12 protein-coding genes are annotated in these 10,631 nt (G+C 67.0%); 1 reads left to right on the plus strand and 11 read right to left on the minus strand.

Annotated features, from left to right (window positions below):
- Positions 1-115 precede the first annotated feature (115 nt).
- Positions 116-691, plus strand: a complete 576-nt coding sequence (locus AB0D67_RS29110; RefSeq protein WP_362942847.1) for a hypothetical protein — start codon at positions 116-118, stop codon at positions 689-691.
- 25 nt (positions 692-716) lie between these two features.
- Here AB0D67_RS29110 and AB0D67_RS29115 read toward each other — a convergent pair whose 3' ends face one another.
- The 11 genes from AB0D67_RS29115 to AB0D67_RS29165 all read right to left on the minus strand — a co-directional run bounded on the left by AB0D67_RS29115 (position 717) and on the right by AB0D67_RS29165 (position 10,558).
- Entirely contained in the window at positions 717-1,040 is a 324-nt protein-coding gene (locus AB0D67_RS29115; protein WP_362942850.1) for a hypothetical protein, read from the minus strand.
- A 77-nt stretch (positions 1,041-1,117) separates the two neighbouring features.
- Positions 1,118-1,669, minus strand: coding sequence for a hypothetical protein (locus tag AB0D67_RS29120; RefSeq protein WP_362942853.1), 552 nt, complete (start codon positions 1,667-1,669; stop codon positions 1,118-1,120).
- 173 nt (positions 1,670-1,842) lie between these two features.
- The gene (locus AB0D67_RS29125) at positions 1,843-2,421 is read right to left on the minus strand and encodes a hypothetical protein (RefSeq protein WP_362942856.1); all 579 of its coding nucleotides are present in this window, start codon (positions 2,419-2,421) and stop codon (positions 1,843-1,845) included.
- 65 nt (positions 2,422-2,486) lie between these two features.
- The gene (locus AB0D67_RS29130; RefSeq protein WP_362942859.1) at positions 2,487-2,822 is read right to left on the minus strand and encodes a hypothetical protein; all 336 of its coding nucleotides are present in this window, start codon (positions 2,820-2,822) and stop codon (positions 2,487-2,489) included.
- A gap of 233 nt (positions 2,823-3,055) precedes the next feature.
- Positions 3,056-4,681, minus strand: a complete 1,626-nt coding sequence (locus tag AB0D67_RS29135; RefSeq protein WP_362942862.1) for a DNA cytosine methyltransferase — start codon at positions 4,679-4,681, stop codon at positions 3,056-3,058.
- A 296-nt stretch (positions 4,682-4,977) separates the two neighbouring features.
- Positions 4,978-5,811, minus strand: a complete 834-nt coding sequence (locus AB0D67_RS29140) for a hypothetical protein (protein ID WP_362942865.1) — start codon at positions 5,809-5,811, stop codon at positions 4,978-4,980.
- Positions 5,812-6,137: 326 nt separating this feature from the next.
- The gene (locus AB0D67_RS29145) at positions 6,138-6,758 is read right to left on the minus strand and encodes a hypothetical protein (RefSeq protein WP_362942868.1); all 621 of its coding nucleotides are present in this window, start codon (positions 6,756-6,758) and stop codon (positions 6,138-6,140) included.
- Between the two features lie 293 nt (positions 6,759-7,051).
- Positions 7,052-7,255 (minus strand): hypothetical protein, encoded by a 204-nt coding sequence (locus tag AB0D67_RS29150; RefSeq protein WP_362942871.1) that lies wholly within the window; start codon positions 7,253-7,255, stop codon positions 7,052-7,054.
- A gap of 98 nt (positions 7,256-7,353) precedes the next feature.
- Positions 7,354-7,824, minus strand: a complete 471-nt coding sequence (locus AB0D67_RS29155; protein WP_362942874.1) for a hypothetical protein — start codon at positions 7,822-7,824, stop codon at positions 7,354-7,356.
- A 255-nt stretch (positions 7,825-8,079) separates the two neighbouring features.
- A complete protein-coding gene (locus tag AB0D67_RS29160) occupies positions 8,080-9,471 on the minus strand; it encodes a hypothetical protein (protein ID WP_362942876.1) in 1,392 nt (463 codons plus the stop codon).
- A gap of 130 nt (positions 9,472-9,601) precedes the next feature.
- Positions 9,602-10,558: a hypothetical protein gene (locus tag AB0D67_RS29165; RefSeq protein ID WP_362942878.1), complete on the minus strand. Its 957-nt coding sequence runs from the start codon at positions 10,556-10,558 to the stop codon at positions 9,602-9,604.
- Positions 10,559-10,631 lie beyond the last annotated feature (73 nt).

Consider the following 10,631-nt stretch of genomic DNA (forward strand, 5'->3'; position numbering starts at 1 on the left):
TCTTCTCTTTTGTAAATACTTCTTCTATGTTGATCTTTTCATTCTTTTGATCTTTTTGTGCTGCTTTGTCTTTTGACCTTGATATCTGATCTTCTGCGATCTTTCTGTTACCTTTATGTTCAATCTTGATCTTTTTATGATCTTGGTCTGGAATGTCCTCATGACGGATCAAGCAAGAGAGCTGTCAGGGAAGCAGTTGAGGAAGGTGCTGCGGGAACGGGCGCTGGAGAAAGCCCGGCAGCAGGAGCTGGCTGCCGTCGGTGCCGAAGGCGCCATCACGCGCCGACGGGCCGCCGAGGAGGAGCGGGAGGAGGCGGTCGCGAACGAGCGGGTCGCCTTGGCCGTACTGTCCCGCCTCTTCGGCGGGGCGATCCAGGCGCACGCGATGCTCAATGAAACGCTCGGTCCAGAGACGTGCCAGGAATACGGGTTGAGCGTGAAGGCCATCGAGGCGGCCGAGCGGACGGCCGTCGGAGAGAGAGTGGAAGCGGCCGTACAAGAGATCACCGGTCGTCCCGCCGAGGAGCGTCGCCCTCGGCGCGCGGTTCGTCGGGTCGGTTCCGCACCGGGGGAAGCTGGAACGACGGGCACGGCTTCTGTCGCTCCTCCCGCCGATGCAGGCGCAACGCAAGAGCCCCGGGCCGGTGATCGGCTCGGGGCTCTTGGTGGGTGGCCGGCGGCTGGCCCGTGAGTGCGGCTCAGCCAGGAATTGCGGATCAGGAGTGGTGAAGGCCGAGCGCGAGGTAGGTGTCCGCTTGCTGCGCCTTGTCCCAGGTGATGTAGTCGCGGATCATGCGGTCGACGTCGCCCTCGATGGGCTCCTGGTCGAAGCAGTCGGCAGCCACGGTGATCATCAGCATGTGCCGTGCGGTCCTGACCCTAATGGCTGAGTCGTGCGCCTGCTGGCGCAGGAGGCGGCGGTGGCCCGGCTTCCAGCGGGGGGTGGCGTCCAGTTGGGCCGCGTCGTGGTCGGCTTCCATCTGAAGGATGGCGGCTTGGGCGACGAGGCGGCGGAGGTGGCGGCGGGGCAGCTTGTTCATGGAAGTTCCCTTGTCGAAGAGATGCCGATGGGGTCGGGCTGCCGCCCCCGACGTGGGGTCGGGGGCGGCGGGCGTCTTTACGCGGGGACCTTCGCGCTGAAGCGGATTCGGGCGTGGATGGCCAGCCTGGTGAGCTGGGTGGGGCTGGTTGTGCGGCGTGCCTCCAGAACGGCGGCCGGGATGATGCGCGCTCGCGACCACAGAATGTTGTGGGGGTAGACGTCGGCGGTGCGCCGGTTGATGCGGCCGATGCGGCCCCACCTGGTCTGGGGGCTGCACTGTTCGCTGTAGTGGACTAGGTCGCCCGGTCGCAGATCGGTCAGCCGGTAGCGCCCGGCGGGGTCGGTGGGGCCGACGTGGCGGGCGGCGGTGCTGCTGGCCTCCTCGGCGGGGGCGATCCAGTCGGCGATTTCAACGGTGGTCGTGAATCCTGCTCTGTTGAGCAGGCGCACTACGGCATCGATGGCCTTGGTGTCGGCCGGGATATAGGCCGTGTCGGGCTGGATCCATTCGCCTGTGCGGTAGTCCCATTCGAATCCGCAACTGGCGAGCATGAGGCCGACGCCTTCATAGGGCTGCTCTTCCACCGCGCGGGTGCCTGCGGGCAGGTCGTGCTTGATCCGGATCATGGTGGGGTTTTCCTTTCGGAGTGGAGAGGTGCGGCCCGGGTGCCATCCAGAACCGCCTAAGTTCATTTAATCAGTTTTTGCATGGTTTGTGGGGAGGGTGGTGGGCTGTCGAACGGCGGGCGGATTCGCGCGCTCATCGCGTGCGGATCCGCCCGCCGGGGATCGATGACCGGTTAGTCCTGCGGGGGTGCGGTGAGGGCGGCGAGGCGGTCGGCGCGCTCACACATGCTCGCGAGGATGGGGGACATCAGGGGGGCGAGCATGCCCAAGTGGTTTCTCAATCGCCAAGCGCGCATCGCCGCACGGGAGCGCAGGAGCTGGGCGGCTTCCTGGCAAAGCGCTGCGAGAGTGAAGTACGCCCCGATCTCCAGCCAGCCGAATTCCGGATCGGTTCCCTGCACGATCAGGTGCAGCAGGTCGGCCGGGCCTTCCTCGGCGGTGAAGTCGGTGGGCGTGATGACGTACAGGTAGTGCTCGCCGGGCTGCTTGAGGTGGGGCGGCAAGCCGTTGTCGCAATCCGTGGGCTCTTGGCCGATCGCCTCCTGGGGGAAGTCCTTTACGTAGGCGCTGTAGCTGGCGGGAGTGACCTTCTGGCCGGTGTGCTGGCAGTGTGCGGCGTAGTCGGCCAGGAAGGGGATTTGGATTTCGGGGATGGTGTGCGCTCCGGAGGCGAGGAAGACGTAGCGGCCCATGGCGTAGTCGCTGGCGAACACGACGGTGCCGGTGAGGGCGAACTGGTTCGGGGAGGTCATATGACGTGCTCCATGTGAGGGGTGAGCCCCGCACTCGCCGGTGCGGGGCTCGGGGTCGGTCGGGGTCAGTTGCGGCCGAGGTCGGGCCACAGCTCGGCGGCTTTCTCGATGAGCTCGTGCAGGCGGATGCATGCGGCGTCGTGGAGTTGGCCGAGTCCGGCGGCCGCGCATGAGCACGGCGGCAGGAGGTCGATGCTGCCGGGCCGGTAGATCCGGACTTTTCCTGCGGCGGCGTCCGGGTAGGGCTGGCCTCCGTCGAGGGTGATGTAGACATGCTCGCCGCGCGCGTCGGCGGCGGTGGGCGGGGCGGTCACGTAGCCGCATGCGAGCGGCTCCAGGACGATGTCGCCGGGGCGTAGCTGGTCGTTGCGAACGGCCATGAAGTAGCTGTCGCTTGTCATGCGTGGGCTTTCTGTCGGATTGGATGTGATGCCGGATCAGCGGTGCCATCCCTGATCCGGTATTTAAATTAAATCATTTTTCGCATTGTTTGTTGGGTGGTGTTCTCCTGGCGTCGCGCGGTTGGGCGGGAGTCCGATGCACGGGCCGACCGGGCGCGGTTCGGGCCGGAAGCGGTGTTCCGGCCCGAACCGGTGAGGGGATCAGCCTCCGGACGGTGGCAGTCGCCTCGGGGTCAGCAGCCCAGGGCCTGGGCGACGAGCTGACCGAGCCATTGGGCGACGTTGGCGCTGACGGCGTTTCCCGCTTGCGCGGTCTGGTCGGTGTGGCCTCCGGTGACGATGTAGTGGTCGGGGAAGCATTGGGCGCGCAGATGCTCGCGCGCCTTGAGCATCCGGAAGTGGAATTCCTCGATCGGCCGGTGCTCGCGGGGGCGAACGAGGGCGGCCGAGCTCTTGCACGCCACGGTGTGCAAGGGGGTGGCGGTGGTCTTGGCATCGCCGCGCCGGTAGGGGATCACCAGACCGTGGCCACCATCCCAGGTGATGTGGTCGTCGGGGGTGGTGAGGAACAGGTGATTGCCCTTCGCGGTGACGGTGGCCAGCGGGTGGTCACCGGGGCGGGCGGTAGATCCTCCGCCGCGTGCCTCGACCAGGTAGGGCGGCAGCGCGTCGGCGAGCTCGACGCCGGGCGGGGTGACCAGGGCATCGGTGTCGCGGGTCATGCGGGTGCGCAGCGGCAGTTCGGCGGAGTGGGGGTCGGACTTGTTGCCGCCGACCTGAACGAGCATGGGCGGGGTGGCGACTCCGTCGCCGCCCTTCTTGGTGCGGGTGGTCAGCGGGTTGTGCCAGACGGGGTAGTGGCGTCCGTCGTGGCCGCCGTGGTTGACCTGGATGGCGGTCGGTCCGGCGCTGACCATTTCCAGTCCGGCGTGGATCTTCTTCATGGTGGAGGCGGCCAGAGGCTTGCGGCGCTCGCCGATGCGCTTGCCGGGGTCGTTGAGGTCGAGTGCGGCGGCAGCGGGCAGTACGTAGGGCTCCACGATCGGGTTGGCGTGCGAGCGGCGGGTGTTGGGGCAGGTGTAGACGTACTGTTCGCGGAACTTGCCGATGCGCCGCTTGGCCTGAGCGGTGTTCTTCCACATCTGGCGGGCTCGGACGTTCTCGCCGCAGTCGAAGCAGAACGCCAAGGGGCGTGGCTCTAGGTCCGGCAGGGGTACGCCCTTGGGCAGCAGGACGATGTACATGCGGTTGCGCCACTGCGGCGCGTACGGGATATCGTCGCCGCCGATGTGCGCGCTGTTGACGCATACGATCTTGTAGTGGTAGCCGAGGGTGGTGAATGCCTCCAGCCACCACCAGAACAGAGGCCACAAGGTGGCGAACTCCACCACGTTCTCGATCAGGATCGCCTCGAAGCGCCAGACCTCGGTGGCGCGCAGGACGTCGTAGGCGGTGGCGCGGGTGCGTGCCCAGCGGTCGTCGGTGGCGGGCTCGTCATCGTCCTCGGTGAACAGACCGCCTTGCCCTGTGATGCCGCCGGAGGGCTTCGGCTTTCGGTTGCCGCCCGCCGGGGATGCCTCCCAGCAGATCGGAGAGGCCCACAGCACGTGCGCGCGGGGCAGGCGCCGCATGTCGTAGTTGTTGACGTCGGCGCACAGGTGATCGGCGGAGACGAAATTGGCCGCGTGGGTGGCGATGGCCCGCTTCCAGTGATTCGCCGCCAGGCGCAGGGAATAGCCGGCGGCGGTCAGGCCGATGGCGGAGCCTCCGGCGCCACAGAAGATGTCGATGAAGGTCAGGCCGTTGGGCCGGGCGGGCTGCCAGTCGGCCGCCCAGGGGCTGTAGGGAGAGGTGAGCATCAGTGCCGCTCCCCTGCCGAGCGGCGAATGTCGGCGCTGGAGGGCTGCGTCGTCAGGGGCGGTCGGGCGGGCGTGCGCGGCGCGGCGGCCGCGTCGGGGTCGCGCCGGAAAAGGGCATGCATGGAGACGGGTCCTTTGGATCGGATGGAGTGGTGGCCGGAGGCGGGGGTGCCATCCCCGTCCGGTAAGTCCATTTAATCCGTTCATGCATGCTTTGTTTCGGATGGTCGATATGCAGCGATCCCGCCCCGCCTGGGGCGGTGCGGGATCGTTATGGCTGACGGTGCAGTGGGAGATCAGCCGACGCGGTCCGGTTGGGCCGCTCGTGCGGCCAGTGCCGCGACGGTGCGCCGGTAAGTCTCGTAGTCGGCGCGGTTACCGGGCAGGCGGCGGCGCTCGGCGAGATGCTCAGTGAGCGCCGCCAGGCCGGCGGCGAGCTCGATCGGCTGAGCGCCAGGGCGACGCCAGTCGGTCAGTGCCGCCCAGCGGTGCCAGGCCCGTAGGGAGCCCAGGTACTGTGGATTACCGGGTCGGCCCGTCGGGGGTGACTCCGGCTGGGCACGCCACACCTGCCGTTGTGCCTCATCCCGTTGTGCCTCATCGGCTGTCGCCCACTCGTCGTTGAGCAGAACGTCGAGCAGCAGCTCGCGACCGCCGTACAGAAAAAGAAACAAGCCATTGTCCTGATAGCGCCTCGGCCTCCCCAGACGCCTTTTAGTTCCCCAGCCGTGGGCCTGGTGCGACAGGTAGAGGATGTATGCCTCGGTGATGGCCACCACGTCGTCGGTCAGAGTCAGGCGTGGGAAGGCCTCGGTGCTGCCCAGGACGTGCTGGTAGATCCAGGGCAGGGCGCTGAGGTCGTCGGCGGCCAGATGCCAGCCGGCGCGTCGCGCTGGGTCTTCCTGCGGAGAGCGGGGGTTGTCGTAGTCGAACAGCTCCACCGGCCCGGCGGGGGTGATGATGTGCCAGACCGCTCCGGTGCCGCCGGGTACGGCGTCGATGGACGGCGGGCCGAACGCGGCCACCAGATAGGCGTAGGAGGCGTCTAGGAAGCCCTGGAGATCGAGGGCCGTGATGTCCAGACGACGCGGCTCGGCGGTGAGGCTACCGTCGAAGGCGAGGGTGGGCATGGTGATCCTTTCCTTGTTGCAAGGGGAAAGGTGCGGGCCGTACGGCAGGCCCGCACTTGGGCGAGATCAGACGGGGAGCGAAATCCAGGCAAAGCGGCTGCTCTCCACAAGAGCGTCCAAAACAGCGTTCTACGGGGCTGCCAGGGGCCCGCGGCGGGGCTGCGTGGTGTGTGGCCTCGTCGGCGTGAGCCGTCCGCGGTCAGGAGGCCATGCACCACACAGCAGGAAGGGGCGCCCGGTCTTCAGCTGAGGTGCTGCTTTACGTGCCTACCGCGTGCCCAGGGGTTTCGTCGCGGCGTCACCCCTGGGCATGCCACCGTTATTGATCAGGTGGTGGCAGGAGCGGTGTCGTCCGGTGCGGACAGATCGGCCAGATAACGCTTGACCGTGTTCACTGTCACCTCAAGATCCTTAGCGATCGTCTCCATGTCCTGGTGGAGGACAGTGAAGCGTCGGTGCGCTTCGGCGCGCCTGTTGGCGGCCAGTGCGCGGCGCCCCTCGGCCATCGCCTGGGTAGGGGTGAGGCCGGATCGGGGCGGCACCCGCTCGGGCCGCCCGGCGTCGTGCCAGCGGTTGTAGCAGGCGCTACACAGGCCATGCCTGCGCTTGCCTTTGGGGGCGAGGTTGCCGCAGGCCTCGTTGTTCTTGCAGGGGGGCGGCGGCGGTGCGGGGGGAGGAGTGAAATCAGGGTCCTCTTCCATGGTGAGCAGCGCACCGACCGCGTGGGCGTAGTTGACGGCGGTTGAGAACAGGACGTTCTCGCCGTTGCGGATTTTGCGTTCCAACTCGTAGACGCCTTGCTGGGTGATGCCCATGCGTTCGGCGACGTGCTTCGATTTCAGTCCCAAATCCTTGCGACGGCGAAGCAGATCCAGCAACAGGGAACCGGGATCGGGGGCGACGGAGAGTCGCTCCCGATCCTCTTCGCGAGTAACAGGATTTTGCATGATTTTCCTTCGGATTGAAGATTTGCCTCTTCCCTCGTTCGGGGTGCCATCCCTTTCGAGGTGCTATTAATTTATCACGAACCTTTATCGGCGTTCGCCTCATGGATCGCGGCCGAAAAAGCGCCGTTCAGCTCGATCTTTACCACTGTCGCCGTTTCGGTTTCCTGCCCCAAGTGACAAGTGGATACGCCAGCGGCCAGGGTGCTCGGTTTGCACCCTGGCCGCCATTTATGCGATGCCGCCTCCGAGTTATTCTGGGATGAAACTCTGACAGCGCGGCTGATCGGTGTTCGTTAACTCCTTAAGCGCCATCGGCTGGGTCCGATTTCCTGCAAGGTCTCGCTATTGAGCTTCCATGTCAGATCGTCGGCTGTGACGACGATCAGGATGGGGTCGAGTCTCAGCAAGCTCCTCTCATCCTCGACGCGGTGCTGGATAATCACAGCCAGTGGTTCCTCGCTGTAGTTTTCGATTTCGCCGACCAGCAAGCGAGCCATGTCTTCGGCTGTGGCCCTCTCCAGGGGAACGGTTGTCTGCTTCTCACACCAGCGGCAGGAACAGCCCCGCTGATGGACCTGAGTGGCGCCGCTGGACATCATCGGCCGCCCCTCCCATCGATCACCGCGCGGAGCGTCGCCTCGTCGGCGGTTTCCAGGAACTCTTCGCGCAGCGCGATGTATCGGGCACGCCTGAGGTGCCAAAGGCTCGGCCCGAGCTCCTCCTTGGGCACGCCGGTCAGCTCGACCAGACACGCAAGCGCTGCATCACGGGCCTGCCCGATCTCGGAAGGGACGGGAACGCCGAGGACACGGCACAGATCATCGCGGGCGGCGGCCTCGACGTACGTCTCCCGGTTCGGGATCACACTTCCGACGTGGCAGGCGAGCCAGCCGACCAGCTCGCCCGCGAGGTCCTGAGGAGTCATACCCAGAGCGGGCGCATATCTGCGCCGGAGCACGGTTGCGTCTTCCAGAATGCGGCGGGTCTCGGTCGTATCATCGCTGGCGCGCATCATGGCGAAAGCCCGTGCTTCCGCGCGCACCTGGTCCGGGGTGAGATCTGGCATGGGAATTTATGGTTTCCTTTTCTTCCGGATCGGATGTCGGGATGCCTTCCGAGGTGCCTCTCGGAAAGCACGCCTTCACTTTATCGAAATTCGCATTATTTCGTTCGCCTGGGGCTCGTTCAGCATTCGGTGATGCTGAACCCCCTAGTTGTGCTGTCCGTCTTTCGAGAAGAAGCGGATGGGTTTTTGATAGGTGTGCATCGCGGCCGATCGCGGGTTGATGCGATTCGGCCGCGACGTTTGTCGCGCTGGGGTTTACCGGACCAGCTTGCGATCGATGAGACCATCTCGCCATGCTGCGGCGTACGCCGGGCAGTTACGGCAATCGGCGTGTGTGCAGTCGGGCAGTTTGTCGTGCTGGTGACGGGCGTGGTCGGACCAGGCGGCTGAGTCGACCGACACCAGCTTTTCACCGCACATCTCCAGACCGCCGATCTTCACACCGAAGCCGTGCAGGCGCAGACCGCGCGCGGCCAACTCGTCTATCAGCAGAGCGATGCTGACGGAGTTCTGGCGGCGGCAGATGGAGCCGACGCCCACGCGGGGTTCGCGTGTCAGGTCGATGCCGGCGGCGGCGTACATCTCGACGTGCCGCACGTAGTCGCTGCGCCGCCACCCTTGCAGGACGGGCATCCAGGGCACGGCGGGAGCCAGTTCCCGCAGTCGCAGGAGGTTGGCGGTGGTCAATTCCTGGTGCTCGGGGATGGACTTGCCCGTCTGGCGAAGGGCGTCTTCTTCGCACATCCAATCGAGCGGGGCGGCGGCGACCATGCGGCCGATCGCCTCCATCCAGAACTGGACTTCCTCGGCGTACTGCTCGGGGGTGATCACCCATCGGCCGTGCTTGCGGATGTGGTTGTAGCCGCTGGAGTCGAGCATCCACGGGGCGAGGGCGGTGGGGAACTTGCGGACCAGGCGGGCTAGGCGGGCTCGGGAGACGAGCATGGGGAAGGCGAAGCGCCCCAGCCAGGAGGGTTCCGGCGCGCCGACGTACAGGCGGGGCCGCACCGATGATTGCGGCGGGACCGGGCCGGCAGCGGTGGGCGGCGGGGCCGGGCGGGTGGTGGCGATCAGCGGCGGTGGCGCCGGTGCGGCATGGGCCGCACGGACGGGCGGCAGGGCCCATCCGGCGCCGTCCAGGAACGGGCGCATGAGGGTTTCCCACTCGACCAGTCGGTGCTGGTGGTCGGCGGGTATCGCGACCAGGCGCTCCGGAGTGATGTGGCCCCGAATCGCGATGCCGTCGCGGTGGGGGGCCACCGTCGTGGCGGCCGCCGAGGACGCTGGGGTGGCGGTGGTCGTGGTGTGGTGGTCGGGAGCGTCGAAACCGTCCGGGCACAGCAGGGCGGGGTTGATGCCGGTCAGGTTGACCGCGATGATCGCGTGATCCTGCTGGGGAATCGGGGTGCCGGTCCACGCTTCGCCCCACACCACGACATCGGCGGTGACGAGGTAGACGTGGCCGGGCGCGCGACTGGTCAGGTCGGGGTAGTCGTACTGCGAGGTGGGCCACAGCCCGGTGCGCAGGACGCTGTCCACCTCGGTGGCGGGGACGATGCCGTACCAGATCCGGCGGTGCAGCGACAGCGGGGCGGGTGCGCTGGTTTCACGGGCGGGCGCGGCGCGGCCAAGGAGAGTCGATGACATGGGGGACCTTTGGATCGGAGAGGGGGGAGACGGTGACCCGGGTGCCATCCCGATCACGCAAGGTCCACTTTAATTCATTTGCGCATGTTTTATTGGGGGGTGTTCGCGGTCTCGTGGCGCCGCGCTGCTTCTACTGCTCGGCCGCCAGGTACACGATGGCCTGGGCCAGCAGGCGGCATCCCTGCCGCTTCTTCACGCCAACGCGCGCGGCGACCTGGGAGCCGGTCAAGGTCGTTCCATCGGCGCGGGCCTGGCGGAGCAGCTGCACCGTCGTGGCCAGGTTGGGGTTCATCGGGCGCGGAGCCGGAGCTGGTGACGGGGTTTGCGTGCGGAGCCTCTCGCGAGCCTCGGCGAGCAGCGCGCGGGCATCCTGCACGCGGATAGTCAGCTGCTCGGCGAGGGCGGGCCCGGTCACCCGGGCCCCGTGGGCGGCGGCCTCGCGCAGGATCTGCTCGACGCGGGGACGCAACGCTGCTCGCTGGTCGTCGTCGAGGGGACGTGGTCGGGCGGCTGCGGCCAGCAGGCGCCGGGCCCGCGGCGCCTTCACGCCCAGCTCCTCGATGACGGTCGCCTCGTCCAGGGTGCGGCCTGCGGCCAGCGCCGCGTCCAGCAGGGTGCGTACCTTCGGCAGGAGCGTATCGGGACGGCCGGCGGGCTGGCGGCCTCTACTAGGTCTGATCTCGTACCAGAAGGTGATCAGGTCGCTGTAGCGCCAGCGGGGGCGTCCCTTGCTGTCGGCGTTGGCGGGGTCGTTGCGCTGGACCAGGTACGGGTGACCGGCGTACTGGTTGACCGCGGGGGCGGCCACCTCCTGTAGGGCGGCGAACTCCGGGAGCCGGAGCAGGGTGTCATCATCGGGGGTCTCTTGGCGGCGCAGGTAGGCCACCACGTCGTCCAGGCGGAACACACCGGGGCGCAGGCGGGGCGGGAAGCCGCTGGTGGGGTCGGCGGCCCGGCGCGTGATGGTGGTGGAGTGCCAGCCGGTCAGGGCGGCGATGCCTGTTGTGGTGATCTCGTCTTCGCTGATGAGGCGGCGGCCGGCGTTCGCCTGGGCGATGCGGCGCGCCTGGGTGAGATCGACCTGCATCTGACCATTGTGACGGGGGACACTGTTGGCGAAGTAGATCAAAAAGCAGCGGCCCCATGATCACATCTGTGAT

It is taken from the genome of Streptosporangium sp. NPDC048047, from assembly GCF_040653115.1.
Classification (GTDB): Bacteria; Actinomycetota; Actinomycetes; order Streptosporangiales; family Streptosporangiaceae; genus Streptosporangium.

Coding starts and splice junctions, on each gene's coding strand:
- AB0D67_RS29145 (WP_362942868.1), bottom strand. CDS start 6,758: ATGCAAAATCCTGTTACTCGCGAAGAGGATCGGGAGCGACTCTCCGTC.
- AB0D67_RS29115 (WP_362942850.1), bottom strand. CDS start 1,040: ATGAACAAGCTGCCCCGCCGCCACCTCCGCCGCCTCGTCGCCCAAGCC.
- AB0D67_RS29150 (WP_362942871.1), bottom strand. CDS start 7,255: ATGGCTCGCTTGCTGGTCGGCGAAATCGAAAACTACAGCGAGGAACCA.
- AB0D67_RS29135 (WP_362942862.1), bottom strand. CDS start 4,681: ATGCTCACCTCTCCCTACAGCCCCTGGGCGGCCGACTGGCAGCCCGCC.
- AB0D67_RS29130 (WP_362942859.1), bottom strand. CDS start 2,822: ATGACAAGCGACAGCTACTTCATGGCCGTTCGCAACGACCAGCTACGC.
- AB0D67_RS29110 (WP_362942847.1), top strand. CDS start 116: ATGTTCAATCTTGATCTTTTTATGATCTTGGTCTGGAATGTCCTCATG.
- AB0D67_RS29125 (WP_362942856.1), bottom strand. CDS start 2,421: ATGACCTCCCCGAACCAGTTCGCCCTCACCGGCACCGTCGTGTTCGCC.
- AB0D67_RS29165 (WP_362942878.1), bottom strand. CDS start 10,558: ATGCAGGTCGATCTCACCCAGGCGCGCCGCATCGCCCAGGCGAACGCC.
- AB0D67_RS29140 (WP_362942865.1), bottom strand. CDS start 5,811: ATGCCCACCCTCGCCTTCGACGGTAGCCTCACCGCCGAGCCGCGTCGT.
- AB0D67_RS29155 (WP_362942874.1), bottom strand. CDS start 7,824: ATGCCAGATCTCACCCCGGACCAGGTGCGCGCGGAAGCACGGGCTTTC.
- AB0D67_RS29160 (WP_362942876.1), bottom strand. CDS start 9,471: ATGTCATCGACTCTCCTTGGCCGCGCCGCGCCCGCCCGTGAAACCAGC.
- AB0D67_RS29120 (WP_362942853.1), bottom strand. CDS start 1,669: ATGATCCGGATCAAGCACGACCTGCCCGCAGGCACCCGCGCGGTGGAA.